The organism is Pantoea sp. nfd-35 (genome assembly GCF_056892255.1).
The window spans coordinates 3,065,985-3,081,004 of sequence record NZ_CP122403.1 but is presented as its reverse complement, the minus strand read 5'-3'; the positions used below and the strand labels follow the sequence as shown (position 1 = coordinate 3,081,004).

Below are 15,020 nucleotides of genomic sequence, written 5' to 3'. Positions count from 1 at the left end.
GATTCGTTCCATTTTTTGCAGCGTTAACCGTTGTTGTAGCCACTGCTTCGAACGAAGTCAAACCGGAATGATAAATCAACGCAAAGCGGCGACGATGGCGTGGCTGGCGCTAAAGCTGGCGATCACGGCGTGACCCGGTTGCCACTGCCGACGCGCAATTTCCGCGTTTTCCAGCGTGGCACACAGCGTTTCACCGCCCGGCAGGCGCATCAGGACTTCACTGACCTGCTCACCGGTTTCGATAGCGCTTATAGTGGCGGCCAGCTGATTATCCGCCCCGGTTGCATCAGTATGAAGGCTGATCCACGGGGCTTTAATCAGAACCAGCACCTCTTTGCCGGCCTTGAGATGCAGGCGTTCTGCGCTGCGCGTGGTCAGGGCGACGTTGAGCCGGGTTACGCCATCCGAGAGCAGAATGGTCAGGTGCTGCTGGATATGCTGCGCGTCGTTATCCACCACGGTGCCGAACAGTTGATTACGTGCGCTGGTTTGCAATGAAGAGCGGGCGATAGCGGCCAGCAGGCTGTCCAGCGGCAGCGAGTCCTGTTGCAGAGCATCAAAGGCGTGTTGTTGAATCTTTTCCATCAGGCCGAACAGCTGTACCAGACGTTCGCCATAGCGGGTTAACTGCGCGCCACCGCCGCCTTTGCCACCGGTTGCCCGCGTCACCATTTCCTGTTCAGCCAGCTGGTTCATCTCGTTGATGGCATCCCAGGCGCTTTTGTAACTGATGCCCGCCAGCTTCGCGCCCTGGCTAATCGAACCGGTTTGCTGCACGCGCTTTAACAGTTCAATGCGGCGTGGATCGGCAAACAGCTTTTGCTGCAGGCGGATGTGAAGGGTGAGTTCGGCTTGCATGGTGGCTCCTGCAAAGAATGAATCGCGTAATCAGGCAGATGATAACGAGCTTTCAGCCTCAAAGTAAAAGCACGAAAAGGTCTGCGCAAAGTTTTACTAAGCCGTTACAATCTCTTTTTTTACACGCAAAGTGGGACTCTTCATGCTGGAACTCATCAAAAGCCTCGCCGTGGCAGTGATCATGGTACCTGTGGTAATGGCGATTATGTTAGGCCTGATCTACGGCCTGGGTGAAGTGTTTAACCTCATCTCTAAAACGGGTCGCCGCGATAACAACAACGCCCGCTCACAGAACTAATCCCCACACAACGTCCGCCTCAGTGCGGACGTTGTCCTCGCCCTGAACGCCTCTTTTTACTTTTTTGCTAATTTGACGCCGCTGTCAGATAATGCGTTGTATTATTCAATATATAACGATCACTGGAGAAAAATCATGCGTTTACCCTTTCGTCGTCTGAGCATTGCGCTGGTAATGAGCGTTTCACTGGCAGGCCAGGCGCTGGCGGCTGATAAGGTCACCGTGTTTGCGGCGGCGTCACTCACTAACGCGCTGGAAGAGATTGCAGCACAGTACAAAAAAACGCACGGCACTGACGTTGTCTCATCCTTTGCGTCGTCCTCGGTACTGGCGCGTCAGATTGAGCAGGGCGCACCTGCCGATCTGTTTATCTCAGCCGATCAACAGTGGATGGACGATGCCGTTGCTAAAAAAAGTATGATCGACAGCACCCGCTATACGTTGTTGGGCAATGACCTGGTGCTGATTGCACCGCGCAGCGACAGCGCCAAACCGGTGACGATCAACGATCAAACCAACTGGAAAAGCCTGTTAAAGGGCGAACGTCTGGCCGTGGGCGATCCCGATCACGTGCCGGCGGGCATCTATGCTAAAGAAGCGCTGCAAAAGCTGGGTGCCTGGTCTTCTGTGTCCCCGGCGCTGGCGCGTGCCAGTAATGTGCGCGCCGCCCTGGCGCTGGTGGAACGTAATGAAACGCCTTATGGCATTGTGTACGGCTCAGATGCTGTAGCCAGTAAAAAAGTTCAGGTGGTGGGCACCTTTCCGGAAGACAGCCACAAGCCGGTCGAATATCCTGTCGCAATCGTTAACGATCGCGACAACGCTGCCGTTAAGGCTTTCTATAACTACCTGAAAGGGCCTGAAGCGGCCGCAGTGTTCAAACAATACGGATTCTCGCCTAAAAAATGATACTCAGTGATGTTGAATGGCAGGCGGTCCTGCTCAGCCTGCAGGTGTCAGGCATTGCCGTACTGTGCAGTCTGCCATTCGGTATCCTGATGGCATGGGTGCTGGTACGTTGCCGTTTCCCCGGTAAAGCCATCCTAGACAGTGTGATCCACTTGCCTCTGGTACTGCCGCCGGTGGTGGTGGGTTACCTGTTGCTGATTGGCCTGGGTCGGCGCGGTATGATCGGTGAAAAACTGTATGAATGGTTTGGCTTCAGCTTCGCCTTTAGCTGGCGCGGCGCGGCGCTGGCCTCTGCGGTTATCGCCTTTCCCCTGATGGTGCGGGCCATTCGTCTGGCGCTGGAGGCGGTGGATAGCCGGCTGGAGCAGGCTGCGCGCACCTTAGGTGCCGGACGCTGGCGGGTCTTTTTTACCATTACGCTGCCGTTAACGCTGCCCGGTATTATTGTCGGCACCGTACTGGCCTTTGCCCGTTCCCTTGGCGAGTTCGGTGCCACTATTACCTTCGTTTCCAACATTCCCGGCGAAACCCGCACCATTCCTCTGGCGATGTATACGTTGATTGAAACGCCCGGGGCGGAAGGGGCCGCCGCACGTCTGTGCGTTATCGCGATCGTTCTGGCACTGGCTTCCTTACTGGCGTCTGAATGGCTGGCGCAGTGGGGGCGTAAACGGATGGGGGCTTCATGCTGACGCTGAACATGGCTCAACGCCTGGGCGAGCATCAGCTTGAGGTTGATGTGACGATCCCCGCCAGCGGTATCACCGCGATATTCGGCGTGTCGGGCGCGGGCAAAACCTCACTGATTAACGCGATTGGCGGCTTAACCCAACCTCAGCGCGGACGCATTCAGCTGAATGAGCGAATACTGTTTGATGCCGATCAGCAGATCGCCTTGCCGCCGGAAAAGCGCCGCATCGGCTACGTTTTCCAGGACGCACGGCTGTTTCCGCACTACCGGGTTCGGGGGAATTTACGTTACGGCCTCTCGGCCAGCATGAAGGGCCAGTTTGATTCGCTGGTGGCGTTACTGGGCCTTGAGCCGCTGCTGGATCGTTTTCCGCTGTCGCTGTCGGGCGGAGAAAAGCAGCGTGTTGCTATTGGCCGCGCCCTGCTCAGTGCACCCGATATTCTGTTAATGGATGAGCCGCTGGCGTCGCTGGATTTACCGCGCAAGCGTGAGCTGATGCCTTATCTGCAGAAGCTGGCGAAGCAGGTTGATATTCCCGTGTTGTACGTCTCCCATAGCCTGGAGGAGATTCTGCAGCTGGCGGATAACGTGCTGGTGCTGGATCAGGGTAAGGTTAAAGCCTTTGGTCCGCTGGAGCGCGTCTGGAGCAGCAGCGCAATGCGGCCATGGCTGCCCGCCAGCGATCTGACCAGCGTGCTGCGTGTGCAGGTGCTGGAGCACCATCCTGATTATCCTATGTCGGCGCTGTCTCTGGGCGATCAACATATTTGGGTCAGTCGGGTGAATTTGCCCGTTAAATCGGCATTGCGGATCCGTATTGCCTCGGCGGACGTCTCCCTGACGCTGCAACCGGCTCAGCACAGCTCTATCCGCAATATCCTGCCTGCGCAGGTCGTCGAACTCATTGAGGTGGGCGATCAGGTTGAGGTCAGGTTGCGCATTGGCGTAAGCGAACTGTGGGCGCGCATCTCGCCCTGGGCGCGCGACGAGCTCAATATCCGGCCGTCACAGTGGCTGTATGCCCAGATTAAAAGCGTGTCGGTGACGGCCTGAACCCGGCAGGCGTGCCTTGCCGGGTTGGGCAGGATTACAGGACGTACTGGTAAAGCGTGTCGGCGATACTGGTTTCCAGGTTGGTGCCAGTGACCATTTTTGCCCGGGATTTAATCACGTCATCCGCATTTCCCATTGCCACGCCCAGCCCCACCGTTTCCAGCATGCTCAGGTCGTTATAGTTGTCGCCAAAGGCAATGACGTCCTGCAGGCTCAGCCCCACGGATTCTACCCACTGCGCCAGGCGCTTGCCTTTGCTGTTGCCGCCGCGGGCTACATCGACCTGATCGTGCCATGACCATTCACAGGCCAGCCCGAGTTCGGTTTCCGCGCGCTGCGCAAACTGCTGCAGTTCGGTGGTGTTCTCATGAGACAGGGCAAACTTCCAGATCGACCCGGCCTCTCTGGCCGCCTGCGCCAGGCTGTCCACCTGCTTAAACACAGGACGCTGGTGCGGCGGAAGCGACTCACTCCACTTCAGTGTGCGAATCACATGGCCGGTTGGCGTTTGATACAGCATTGCATCGTCTACATACAGCAGGCCGTGAATCTGATGTTCGTCCAGCATCTCAATGACGCGCACCGCGCTGCCGACGTCCAGCGGGTCAGCGGCCAGCACTTTTTTGGCCGGATAGTCATACAAATAGGTACCATTACAGCAGATTGCAGGCGTATCCAGGGCTAACGTTTGGTAGAAAGGATGGATAGCGCAATGATGACGGCCGGTCACGATAATCACCTTGACGCCAGCCTGACGCGCTTGAGTAATCGCTTCCACGGATTGGGGCAGAATGGTTTTCGTCGGGGTTAACAGCGTGCCGTCAAGGTCGAGGGCGATTACACGATAGCTCATTAATCCTCTCATCGGGATGGGTTAGCAGAACAGTAAGTCTACACCTGACCGTGGTACAGAAACAAAAATCAGGGCACAAATCATTCCAGCGAGACAGAAAAAAACGCGCTACAGTGACCCACAGAACAACATGAGTCAGCGAAAAAGGAGAATACATGAAGCAGGTTGTCTACACCGCCAGTCCCGAGAGTCAACAAATCCATGTCTGGCAGTTGAATGAAGATGGCACCTTAACGCTCCTGCAGGTTACGGACGTCGCCGGTCAGGTTCAGCCTATGGTGGTGAGTCCAAAAAAAGATTTCTTGTATGTAGGCGTGCGCCCCGACTTCCGTGTACTGGCGTTTCGCATCGCCTCAGACGGCACCTTGACCGAAGCCGGACAGGCGCCTCTGCCGGGCAGCCCGACCCATATTTCCACCGATCATGCCGGCCGTTTCCTGTTTTGCGGCTCTTACAACGATGCGTGCGTCAGTATCAGCCCAATAGGGGATGACGGCGTGCCACAGGCACCGAGCCAGGTCATTAACGGCCTGGCGGGATGCCACTCCGCCAATATCGACAATGCCGATCGGACGCTGTACGTGCCTGCCCTGAAGCAGGATCGCATTTGCCTGTTTACCCTTGGCGCAGACGGTCAGTTAACCCCGCATTCGCAGGAGCAGGTTACCACGTCGGAAGGCGCCGGGCCTCGCCACATGGCGTTTCATGCCAACGGACAGTACGCCTACAGCGTCAATGAGCTGAACAGCACGGTCGAGGTCTGGGCGCTGAACAATGCGCAGGGCAAGGTTGAGTCGGTACAGACGCTGGATATGATGCCGCCTGATTTTACCGGTACCCGCTGGGCTGCCGATATTCATCTGACGCCAGACGGACGTTTCCTGTACGCCTGCGATCGCACCAGCAGCACCTTAACGGTATTTAGCGTCAGCGAAGACGGTGCCGTGCTGACAGTCGAAGGGTTTCAGCCGACCGAAACGCAGCCGCGCGGATTCAATATCGATCACGCGGGCCAGTTCCTGGTGGCGGCGGGGCAGAAGTCACACCACATTGAAGTCTACAATATCACTGAGCCACAGGGCTTACTGAAGCCGGTGGGCCGTTACGCCGTTGGACAGGGTCCGATGTGGGTAGTGGTACATCAGCTGGCAGGATAACCTGCAAATTGCCGCTTCCGGAATCGTTCGACAGGCCGGAAGCGGCATTTTTATGCGGCGATCAGACGTAATGAACGGTCAGCGATGCGCTGGCTAGCACGTGAAAATGCACGTTAAACCCGACCATGGCGCCGCTGGCACCCTCATCGACGTCGATTTTGTCCACATCCAGCGCATGAACGCTGAAAATATAACGATGGGTTTCACCGGCAGGCGGTGCTGCGCCGCCGTATCCGGCCTGACCGAAATCCGTGCGTGTTTGTAGCGCCCCGGCGGGCAGTGCGGCTTTACCCGAACCGGCACCCTGAGGCAGCGATGTGGTCTCGGCCGGAATATTCGCCACCACCCAGTGCCACCAGCCTGAGCCGGTAGGCGCATCCGGATCGAAGCAGGTGATCACAAAACTTTTGGTGCCTTCTGGCGCATCTTCCCAGGCAAGGTGAGGGGAAAGATTATCGCCCTGATAACCCATTCCGTTAAAAACGTGTTTCTCCGGCATCTTGTCGCCGTCGTGTAAATCCTGGCTGTAAACTCGCATTACATCTCCTTGCGTTAATGGTCACTGCCTTTTCATCTTAACCAAAAGCCGGTTTACGTCCAGCCGTTGCAACATTAAGAAAGAAAGTGAGCGGGCTGCTCCAGTGCCGCCCCAATCGCATTGACCAGCTTATCCAGCGCCTCAGGGGAGATGACATAAGGCGGCATCAGATAAATCAGGCGGCCAAAAGGGCGAATCCAGACGCCCTGACTGACAAAGAACTGTTGCAGCGCCGCCATATTGACCGGTTGATGCGTTTCCACCACGCCAATGGCTCCCAGCACGCGCACGTCAGCCACCGCGGGCGCGTGACGCAGGGGCAGCAGCGCGCCACGCAGCTGACGCTCGATCGCCGCAACCTGCTGACGCCAGTCACCTTCCTGCACCATTGCCAGGCTTTCTGACGCCACCGCGCACGCCAGCGGATTGCCCATAAAGGTGGGGCCGTGCATAAAGCAGCCCGCCGGACTGAGGCTGATGGTATCGGCCACGTCACGGGTGGTGAGGGTAGCGGCGAGGCTCATCGTGCCGCCGGTCAGGGCCTTGCCTACGCACATAATGTCCGGTGAAATCGCCGCATGTTCGCAGGCGAACAGCGTACCGGTGCGGCCAAAGCCGGTTGCGATCTCATCGGCGATCAGCAGAATGCCGTAGCGATCACAGGCTTCTCGTACACACTGCAAATAGCGCGGATGGTAAAAACGCATTCCCCCGGCACCCTGAACGATGGGTTCCAGAATCACCGCGGCCAGCTGCCCCCGATGCTGCTGGATCAGCCGGATAAAATCCTCTGCATCACGCGCATCCCACTCGTCATCAAAACCGCACTGCGGCGCCGCGGCGAAATGGTGTTCCGGCAGGTAGCCGCGCCACAGGCTGTGCATGGAATTATCCGGATCGCATACCGACATCGCGGCAAAGGTATCGCCGTGATAACCGCGTTTGAGCGTCAAAAATTGCTGACGCGTCTCGCCTCGCCCAAGCCAGTATTGCAGCGCCATTTTCATCGCGACTTCAACGGCGACCGAGCCGGAATCGGCCAGAAATACACATTCCAGCGCGTCTGGCGTCATTGAGACCAACTGACGACACAACGCCACCGCGGCAGGATGGGTAATGCCGCCAAACATCACGTGGGACATCTGCCCCATCTGCTGTTGCAGGGCGCGATTCAGGCGCGGATGGTTATAGCCATGTATCGCCGCCCACCAGGACGACATTCCGTCCACCAGGGTACGACCATCTGCCAGCTGCAGATGATAATCCTGTGCCGCAACAACCGGATAGCAGGGCAGCGGCTGCTGCATTGAGGTGTAGGGATGCCAGATATGCTGGCGATCAAATTCAGCGTCCTGAGAAGTAAACATCGGAGTTGTAAACCAAAATAAAAAGATTTAGTTTACAAGTATAACCACGTTAACTGTCGGGATGACACCTTTTTTGGAGTAAGTAATGTCACAACGTTGGACTCTGGCTCAGGCCCAGGCGCTGTTTGATCGGCCATTTCTTGAACTGATGTTTGAAGCGCAACAGGTGCACCGCCAGCACTTCGATCCACGTCAGGTGCAGGTCAGCACACTGCTGTCGATTAAAACCGGTGCCTGCCCGGAAGACTGCAAATATTGCCCGCAAAGCGCCCGCTACAAGACGGGCCTGGAATCTGAGCGACTGATGGAAGTGGACGAGGTACTGCGTTCCGCGCAAAAAGCCAAAGCCGCAGGCTCCAGCCGCTTCTGCATGGGGGCGGCATGGAAAAACCCCAGCGATCGCGATATGCCCTACCTGGAAAAAATGGTCGAAGGCGTCAAAGCGATGGGCATGGAAACCTGCATGACGCTTGGCACGTTGAGCGACAGTCAGGCGCAGCGTTTAGGCAGTGCCGGACTGGATTTCTACAACCACAATCTGGACACCTCACCGGAGTTTTACGGCAATATCATCACAACGCGCAGCTATCAGGAACGACTGGATACGCTGGGGAAAGTGCGTGACGCCGGCATCAAGGTCTGTTCGGGCGGGATTGTGGGCTTGGGTGAAACCGTAAACGACCGTGCCGGACTGCTGGTACAGCTGGCTAACCTGCCGACGCCGCCTGAAAGTGTGCCCATCAACATGCTGGTGAAGGTGAAAGGCACGCCGCTGGCAGACAATGATGACGTTGAACCGTTCGACTTTATCCGCACCATCGCCGTGGCGCGCATCATGATGCCCACCTCGCATGTTCGCCTGTCCGCAGGCCGTGAGCAGATGAACGAGCAAACCCAGGCGATGTGCTTTATGGCCGGGGCAAACTCCATTTTTTACGGTTGCAAGCTGCTGACGACGCCGAACCCGGAAGAAGACAAAGATATGCTGCTGTTCCGTAAGCTGGGGCTGAATCCTGAGCATACGCAGACCGCAAACGGCGACAATGCCCAGCAGCAGCAGTTAAGTGAGCAACTGCTTCATGCCGATACAGAAACATTCTATAACGCGGCGCTGTAATGAGCTGGCAGCAACGCATCCAGCAGGCGCTGATACAGCGCCGTGCTGAAGATGGCTGGCGCGAACGGCGCGTGATTGAAGAGAATCAGACGCGCCTGATCCGCCATGCCGGTCAGACCTTTCGCCATTTCTCCAGTAACGATTATCTTGGGCTGAGCCAGCATCCCGCCGTCATGGCGGGCTGGCAACAAGGCGTGGACGAGGCCGGTGCCGGTGCGGGTGCATCGGGCCATGTAACCGGTTTTCATCGTTTACATGCCGAGCTGGAAGCACAGCTGGCAGACTGGCTGGGCTATTCGCGCGCGCTGCTGTTTATTTCCGGCTTTGCGGCGAATCAGGCGGTGATTCACCTGCTGGCAGAGAAAAATGACCGCATTCTGGCCGACAAACTGACGCATGCTTCGCTGCTGGAGGCCGCCAGCCAAAGCCCTGCTCAGCTGCGTCGCTTTACCCATAACGATCCTCTCAGTCTGGCTAAGCGCCTCGATGCGCCCTGCGAAGGGCAAACGCTGGTGGTAACCGAAGGGGTTTTCAGTATGGACGGCGACAGCGCGCCCCTTCAGGCGATCGCCGACCGGGCGAAACATGCCGGTGCCTTTTTGCTGGTCGATGATGCGCACGGCATAGGGGTGACGGGCGAGCAGGGACGTGGCAGCTGTTGGGCACAGGGCATGAAACCCGACCTGCTGGTGGTGACCTTTGGCAAAGCCTTTGGCGTAAGCGGGGCCGCGCTGTTGTGTGATGAGGCGACCGCCGATTACTTTGTGCAATTTTCCCGTCATCTGATTTACTCCACGGCGATGCCGCCAGCCCAGGCCAGTGCGCTGTTAGCGTCGCTGAAACAGGTGCAGGCGGGTGATGACCGCCGTCAACGTCTCGCGCGTAATATCGCCCATTTCCGGCACGGCGCGGCCTCGTTGCCCTGGCAACTTATGGCGTCGTCCAGCGCCATTCAGCCATTAATCGTCGGGGATAACGGCGAGGCGCTGGCGCTGTCTGCGCGCCTGGCCAGGGCGGGCTGCTGGGTCAGTGCGATCCGTCCGCCGACCGTGCCGCCGGGCACGGCCCGTCTGCGCATCACGCTTACCGCCGTCCATGAGCCAGAGGATATTGATGCCCTGCTGGAGGCGCTGTATGACGCTGCAGGTTGATAAAGGCGCGGTTGCACGGGCATTTGGCCGCGCCGCATCTCAGTATGATCACTATGCTGAACTCCAGCGGCTGAGCGGGGACGCGCTACTGGCGCAGGTGCCAGCGCACAGCGGTTTGCAACTGCTGGATGCCGGATGCGGAACCGGCTGGTACAGCCGGATATGGCGCGATCGGGGTAAAGAGGTCACGGCGCTGGATCTTTCCCCGCAGATGCTGCAACAGGCCCGGCAAAACGGGGCCGCGCATCACTATCTGGCCGGCGATATTGATGCTCTGCCACTGGCAGACCAGTCTGTTGACCTCGTATGGAGCAATCTGGTGGTGCAGTGGAGCGAGAATCTTCAGGCGGCGCTGATGCAGTTTAACCGGGTACTCAGGCCCGGCGGCTGTCTGCTGTTTTCCACCCTGAGCGCGGGCTCCCTGCAAGAAGTGCATCAGGCCTGGTCACAGGTGGATGGCCGTCTCCATGCGAACCGCTTTTTGCCTGCACAGGAGATTGCTGCCGCCTGTGAAACACAGCGTCTGCGCTGCCATGCGCAAACCCTTACCCTGCATTTTCCCGATGCGCTGAGTGCAATGCGCTCCCTGAAGGGCATCGGGGCAACGCATCTGCATACCGGACGGTCTGGCTGCGTATTAACGCGCCAGCGTCTTGCTCAGCTCGAAGCCCACTGGCCGCGGGATGAGCAGGGTTTCCGCCTCAGTTACCATCTTATGTTTGGAGTGACACAATGTTGAATCGCTGGTTTGTTACCGGTACCGACACCGAAGTCGGTAAAACGGTTGCCAGTGCGGCGCTGCTGCAGGCTGCCACCGCCGCAGGCTACCGCAGCGCGGGCTATAAACCTGTGGCCTCAGGCTGCGAGCTCACCGCAGCAGGCGTGCGCAACAGTGATGCGCTGACCTTACAGCGTTACAGCAACGTCCCGCTGCGCTACGAACAGGTCAATCCACTGGCGTTTATGGAGCCGACTTCACCTCATATCGCCAGCGCGGATGAGGGCAGACCGATTGAGTTTGCCACGCTGTCGGCGGGGCTGCGGGAACTTGAGCCGCTGGCAGAATGGATTTTGGTGGAAGGTGCGGGCGGCTGGTACACGCCGCTTTCTGAGACGCAAACCTATGCAGACTGGGTCGAGGAGGAGCAGCTACCGGTCATTTTGGTGGTGGGCGTCAAGCTGGGATGTATCAATCATGCCATGCTGACTGCCGATGCGATTCGCGCACGCGGCCTGCACCTGGCGGGCTGGATCGCCAATACGGTACAGCCACCCGGCCAGCGTTATCAGGCCTACCTGGCGGCCTTAACGCAGCGGCTTCCTGCACCTTGCCTGGGCGTGATCCCCTGGCTAACCCAGGAAGACCAGCAGGCAAACTGTGGACATTATCTGACGCTGCCGGATCGATCAGGCCACCGTTAACCACTTCTCCAGGGTCGCGTCATCCAGCTGGGCGACGTTACCCTGTGCTACATTGCGCCCGCGATGCAGCAGGAGAAAGTTGTCAGCCACGCGGCGAATCAGCGAGACGCGCTGTTCAAGCAGCAGAATCGTCAGGCCGTAGTCACGATTAAGGCGACGAATCAGATTCCCCATCTCTTCTTCCAGCCAGGGCGCCATGCCGTCGGCGGGCTCATCCAGAATCAACAGGCGGGGCTGCAGCACCAGCGCACGGGCCAGTGCCAACTGCTGCTGCTGATAGACCGGCAAGTCGCCGCTGCGCTGCTGACGCAGCGAATAGAGCGCGGGTAACAGATCAAAGATCATTTCCGGGATCGCCCGATAAGCGTCATTCGCCTGTGCACCTGCCAGTAAGGCAATCAGTAAATTATCCTCAACGCTCATCTGAGTAAAAATGTGGCGCCCCTGCGGAACAAACCCGATCCCCTGTCGGGCCCGCAGCTCAGCAGGCTGCGAGAGCAGGTCTTCCGGCGGCGAGCCATCCTGCTGCCAGCTGATCGTCCCGCTGTTAATCGGTAGCTTGCCCATAATGCAGTTCACCAGCGTGGTTTTTCCCATACCGGGGCGTCCCAGTATGCCGGTGCAGGTGCCGGGAGGCAGATCAAGATCCACATTCCAGAGAATATGATTTTTACCGTAAAACTGATTCACCGACCGTAAACTTAGCATCTGACGCGCTCCTTCCAGATAATTAACCTGAATGCTTTCGCCGTTCATTTCTGGTAAATCGCTCTAATGAGATAGCGGCGCATTTCACGCGGCTACTGCCTGTAACACTCAGATGAGAGAGCATGCAATTACCAGGCCAGAGTCTCAACGGCGAGTGGAGTCGGGGCTAACCAGTGAAAATCACCCTGTTTAAAGATAAATAAAAGTTAACAATTCCACGTCAGGACGCTTACGCGGTACAGCGTTGGTGCAGGTTCATGAAGCCGGGAAGTGCACCTGCTCGTTAATGGGGCAATAAAAAAAAGAAAAGTGAGACGCACTTGTCGCCGATCAAGGCACGGATTGCGCTGATAGCTAAATCACTACCCGTTAGCGTCAGAAAATAAGCGAAAAAAAATATTTTTTTATCGCCCAAAGGAGAGTGAAAAAAATTATACACAGCCGATGTGCAAAGGGCTGTCATTAGTTATCCACTATTCCTGTGGATAACCTTGTGCATTAGGTAATGAAAACAGGTTGGAAGCGAGGAAATACGGGGCCTGGTAACCCGATGATGAGAATCTGGGCTTTTTAAAGTAACGACATTAATTCAGTGACTTAGCAAAAAACAAGCCTGCCGGATTGGGGCCGATTCATCAAACTGCAATTTTATGACACATGCTTGACAAATGTTAAATCAATATCGGGCTTGGGGATAACCTTGCGCAACAGAATCCGGTTAGCGCGCGCGATAATGTCAAAGAGTCAAGCGTAAAGTGGTTGCCGTTACTGTGCATCAATACTGTTATTATATCCAGTATTTTTTTCTGGCAAAATCGCCATAGCAGAGTAAAATAATGGGCTGCCCGCCGTCTTTCATCTGCAGGAACCGCATTCATGAGTAAAGATTTTAAACTGAACTCCGCTTTCAAGCCTTCCGGCGATCAGCCAGAGGCGATCCGTCGTCTTGAAGCCGGACTGGAAGATGGCCTGGCGCACCAGACGCTATTAGGCGTTACCGGATCGGGTAAAACCTTTACCGTGGCTAACGTGATCGCCGATCTTAACCGGCCCACCATGGTGCTGGCACCGAACAAAACGCTGGCGGCCCAGCTGTATGGTGAGATGAAGGAGTTTTTCCCGGACAACGCGGTGGAGTTTTTTGTCTCCTATTACGATTACTACCAGCCTGAAGCCTATGTCCCAAGCTCTGACACCTTTATCGAAAAAGACGCCTCGGTTAACGAACACATCGAGCAGATGCGTCTTTCCGCCACTAAAGCATTACTGGAGCGGCGTGATGTTATCGTCGTTGCCTCGGTGTCGGCCATTTACGGTCTGGGCGATCCCGATCTTTATCTGAAAATGATGCTGCACCTGACGCGCGGTATGATCATCGACCAGCGCAGCATTCTGCGTCGCTTGTCAGAGCTGCAGTACACGCGCAACGACCAGGCGTTTCAGCGCGGCACCTTCCGGGTGCGTGGCGAGGTCATCGATATTTTTCCGGCAGAGTCCGATGATATGGCACTGCGGGTGGAGTTATTTGACGAAGAGGTCGAGCGCCTGTCCCTGTTTGATCCGCTCACCGGGCAGGTTGAATCGGTTGTACCGCGTTTTACCATCTATCCGAAAACGCACTACGTTACGCCGCGTGAGCGCATTCTGCAGGCCATGGAAGACATCAAGGTTGAGCTGGCCGACCGGCGTAAAACCCTGCTGGAAAACAACAAACTGCTGGAAGAGCAGCGCATCACTCAGCGCACCCAGTTTGATCTGGAGATGATGGGCGAGCTGGGCTACTGCTCCGGCATCGAAAACTACTCGCGTTACCTGTCAGGCCGTGGGCCGGGAGAGGCGCCGCCTACGCTGTTTGACTATCTCCCCGCAGATGGCCTGCTGGTGGTGGATGAGTCCCACGTCACGATTCCCCAAATTGGCGGCATGTACCGTGGCGACCGTGCACGTAAAGAGACGTTGGTAGAGTACGGTTTCCGACTGCCTTCGGCGCTTGATAACCGTCCGATGAAGTTCGAAGAGTTTGAAGCGCTGGCCCCTCAGACGATCTATGTGTCGGCAACGCCGGGCAAATATGAGCTGGAGAAATCCGGCGACGAGGTCATCGATCAGGTGGTGCGTCCAACCGGCCTGCTGGATCCGATTCTTGAGGTCCGCCCCGTGGCGACGCAGGTTGATGATTTACTGTCTGAGATCCGCCAGCGCGTTACGATCAACGAGCGCGTCCTGGTGACCGTCCTGACTAAACGCATGGCGGAAGATCTGACAGAGTACCTTGAAGAGCACGGTGAAAAGGTGCGCTATCTGCACTCGGATATCGACACGGTGGAAAGGATGGAAATCATTCGTGACCTGCGTCTGGGCAAATTTGACGTACTGGTTGGGATCAACCTGTTGCGAGAAGGGCTGGACATGCCTGAGGTATCGCTGGTGGCCATTCTGGATGCGGACAAAGAGGGCTTCCTGCGTTCGGAGCGTTCGCTGATTCAGACCATTGGCCGTGCGGCACGTAATATTAACGGTAAAGCGATTCTGTATGGCGACAAGATCACGCCTTCAATGGCCAGAGCGATTGAAGAAACGGAACGCCGCCGTGAGAAGCAGCAGCGGCATAACGAAGAAAACGGCATCGTGCCTCAGGGCCTGAACAAGAAAATCACCGATATTCTGGAACTGGGCAATAACGTGGTGAAAACGCGTGGTAAAGCCAAGCCCGCTAAGCGCAATGCCGCTGAGGCAGACGCCGATTACCTGGCGTTGTCCCCCCAGGCGTTGCAGAAAAAGATCCACGAGCTGGAAGGGCAGATGCAGCAACATGCGCAAAACCTGGAGTTCGAACAGGCGGCGGGCCTGCGCGATCAGCTGCAGGAATTGCGCACATTGTTTATTGCGGTGTCCTGA

The 15,020-nt window shown here is 56.9% G+C and carries 15 protein-coding genes; 10 read left to right on the top strand and 5 right to left on the bottom strand.

Annotated elements, in window-relative coordinates; translation table 11 throughout:
- Nucleotides 1-75 precede the first annotated feature (75 nt).
- Nucleotides 76-858, bottom strand: coding sequence for a molybdenum-dependent transcriptional regulator (gene modE / locus P9J57_RS14330; RefSeq protein ID WP_133344346.1), 783 nt, complete (start codon nt 856-858; stop codon nt 76-78).
- A gap of 142 nt (nt 859-1,000) precedes the next feature.
- On the opposite strand from modE, the gene P9J57_RS14325 reads away from it, so the two are divergent.
- The 4 genes from P9J57_RS14325 to modC all read left to right on the top strand — a co-directional run bounded on the left by P9J57_RS14325 (nt 1,001) and on the right by modC (nt 3,809).
- Nucleotides 1,001-1,156, top strand: coding sequence for an AcrZ family multidrug efflux pump-associated protein (locus tag P9J57_RS14325; RefSeq protein ID WP_014606279.1), 156 nt, complete (start codon nt 1,001-1,003; stop codon nt 1,154-1,156).
- 135 nt (nt 1,157-1,291) lie between these two features.
- The gene (gene modA, locus P9J57_RS14320) at nt 1,292-2,065 is read left to right on the top strand and encodes a molybdate ABC transporter substrate-binding protein (protein WP_028714954.1); all 774 of its coding nucleotides are present in this window, start codon (nt 1,292-1,294) and stop codon (nt 2,063-2,065) included.
- Complete coding sequence (modB, locus tag P9J57_RS14315) at nt 2,062-2,757, top strand: molybdate ABC transporter permease subunit (protein ID WP_013025096.1); 696 nt, start codon at nt 2,062-2,064, stop codon at nt 2,755-2,757. The genes modA and modB overlap by 4 nt, the downstream gene beginning before the upstream one ends.
- Complete coding sequence (gene modC / locus P9J57_RS14310; protein ID WP_014593216.1) at nt 2,751-3,809, top strand: molybdenum ABC transporter ATP-binding protein ModC; 1,059 nt, start codon at nt 2,751-2,753, stop codon at nt 3,807-3,809. The genes modB and modC overlap by 7 nt, the downstream gene beginning before the upstream one ends.
- 34 nt (nt 3,810-3,843) lie before the next feature.
- Here the strand turns inward: modC and P9J57_RS14305 are convergent, their stop codons facing one another.
- Nucleotides 3,844-4,662, bottom strand: coding sequence for a pyridoxal phosphatase (locus P9J57_RS14305; RefSeq protein WP_014606276.1), 819 nt, complete (start codon nt 4,660-4,662; stop codon nt 3,844-3,846).
- Between the two features lie 155 nt (nt 4,663-4,817).
- Between P9J57_RS14305 and pgl the strand changes: the two genes are divergently transcribed.
- On the top strand, nt 4,818-5,819 hold the full coding sequence (gene pgl, locus P9J57_RS14300; RefSeq protein WP_064352697.1) for a 6-phosphogluconolactonase: 1,002 nt from the start codon (nt 4,818-4,820) through the stop codon (nt 5,817-5,819).
- 61 nt (nt 5,820-5,880) lie between these two features.
- Here pgl and P9J57_RS14295 read toward each other — a convergent pair whose 3' ends face one another.
- Both P9J57_RS14295 and bioA read right to left on the bottom strand, forming a co-directional pair.
- Nucleotides 5,881-6,357, bottom strand: a complete 477-nt coding sequence (locus P9J57_RS14295; RefSeq protein WP_013025100.1) for a kinase inhibitor — start codon at nt 6,355-6,357, stop codon at nt 5,881-5,883.
- Between the two features lie 74 nt (nt 6,358-6,431).
- Nucleotides 6,432-7,724 (bottom strand): adenosylmethionine--8-amino-7-oxononanoate transaminase, encoded by a 1,293-nt coding sequence (gene bioA / locus P9J57_RS14290; RefSeq protein ID WP_133344343.1) that lies wholly within the window; start codon nt 7,722-7,724, stop codon nt 6,432-6,434.
- A gap of 85 nt (nt 7,725-7,809) precedes the next feature.
- Here bioA and bioB point away from each other — a divergent pair, with 85 nt between their 5' ends.
- From bioB to bioD, 4 genes are read left to right on the top strand one after another with little or no spacing between them, the layout of a single operon-like run.
- On the top strand, nt 7,810-8,841 hold the full coding sequence (gene bioB, locus P9J57_RS14285; RefSeq protein WP_013025102.1) for a biotin synthase BioB: 1,032 nt from the start codon (nt 7,810-7,812) through the stop codon (nt 8,839-8,841).
- Nucleotides 8,841-9,992: an 8-amino-7-oxononanoate synthase gene (gene bioF / locus P9J57_RS14280; protein ID WP_483279266.1), complete on the top strand. Its 1,152-nt coding sequence runs from the start codon at nt 8,841-8,843 to the stop codon at nt 9,990-9,992. The genes bioB and bioF overlap by 1 nt, the downstream gene beginning before the upstream one ends.
- On the top strand, nt 9,976-10,731 hold the full coding sequence (bioC, locus tag P9J57_RS14275) for a malonyl-ACP O-methyltransferase BioC (protein WP_019106145.1): 756 nt from the start codon (nt 9,976-9,978) through the stop codon (nt 10,729-10,731). Before bioF ends, bioC begins: the two co-directional genes overlap by 17 nt.
- Nucleotides 10,725-11,414: a dethiobiotin synthase gene (gene bioD / locus P9J57_RS14270; protein WP_014593221.1), complete on the top strand. Its 690-nt coding sequence runs from the start codon at nt 10,725-10,727 to the stop codon at nt 11,412-11,414. Before bioC ends, bioD begins: the two co-directional genes overlap by 7 nt.
- Here bioD and P9J57_RS14265 read toward each other — a convergent pair.
- Nucleotides 11,400-12,122, bottom strand: a complete 723-nt coding sequence (locus P9J57_RS14265; protein ID WP_029568538.1) for an ABC transporter ATP-binding protein — start codon at nt 12,120-12,122, stop codon at nt 11,400-11,402. The two genes, bioD and P9J57_RS14265, sit on opposite strands and share 15 nt — an antisense overlap.
- A gap of 876 nt (nt 12,123-12,998) precedes the next feature.
- Between P9J57_RS14265 and uvrB the strand changes: the two genes are divergently transcribed.
- On the top strand, nt 12,999-15,020 hold the full coding sequence (gene uvrB, locus P9J57_RS14260; RefSeq protein WP_013025107.1) for an excinuclease ABC subunit UvrB: 2,022 nt from the start codon (nt 12,999-13,001) through the stop codon (nt 15,018-15,020).

Coding starts and splice junctions, on each gene's coding strand:
- bioB (WP_013025102.1), top strand. CDS start 7,810: ATGTCACAACGTTGGACTCTGGCTCAGGCCCAGGCGCTGTTTGATCGG.
- P9J57_RS14265 (WP_029568538.1), bottom strand. CDS start 12,122: ATGCTAAGTTTACGGTCGGTGAATCAGTTTTACGGTAAAAATCATATT.
- modE (WP_133344346.1), bottom strand. CDS start 858: ATGCAAGCCGAACTCACCCTTCACATCCGCCTGCAGCAAAAGCTGTTT.
- bioC (WP_019106145.1), top strand. CDS start 9,976: ATGACGCTGCAGGTTGATAAAGGCGCGGTTGCACGGGCATTTGGCCGC.
- P9J57_RS14295 (WP_013025100.1), bottom strand. CDS start 6,357: ATGCGAGTTTACAGCCAGGATTTACACGACGGCGACAAGATGCCGGAG.
- bioA (WP_133344343.1), bottom strand. CDS start 7,724: ATGTTTACTTCTCAGGACGCTGAATTTGATCGCCAGCATATCTGGCAT.
- modA (WP_028714954.1), top strand. CDS start 1,292: ATGCGTTTACCCTTTCGTCGTCTGAGCATTGCGCTGGTAATGAGCGTT.
- modC (WP_014593216.1), top strand. CDS start 2,751: ATGCTGACGCTGAACATGGCTCAACGCCTGGGCGAGCATCAGCTTGAG.
- P9J57_RS14325 (WP_014606279.1), top strand. CDS start 1,001: ATGCTGGAACTCATCAAAAGCCTCGCCGTGGCAGTGATCATGGTACCT.
- P9J57_RS14305 (WP_014606276.1), bottom strand. CDS start 4,662: ATGAGCTATCGTGTAATCGCCCTCGACCTTGACGGCACGCTGTTAACC.
- pgl (WP_064352697.1), top strand. CDS start 4,818: ATGAAGCAGGTTGTCTACACCGCCAGTCCCGAGAGTCAACAAATCCAT.
- bioF (WP_483279266.1), top strand. CDS start 8,841: ATGAGCTGGCAGCAACGCATCCAGCAGGCGCTGATACAGCGCCGTGCT.
- bioD (WP_014593221.1), top strand. CDS start 10,725: ATGTTGAATCGCTGGTTTGTTACCGGTACCGACACCGAAGTCGGTAAA.
- uvrB (WP_013025107.1), top strand. CDS start 12,999: ATGAGTAAAGATTTTAAACTGAACTCCGCTTTCAAGCCTTCCGGCGAT.
- modB (WP_013025096.1), top strand. CDS start 2,062: ATGATACTCAGTGATGTTGAATGGCAGGCGGTCCTGCTCAGCCTGCAG.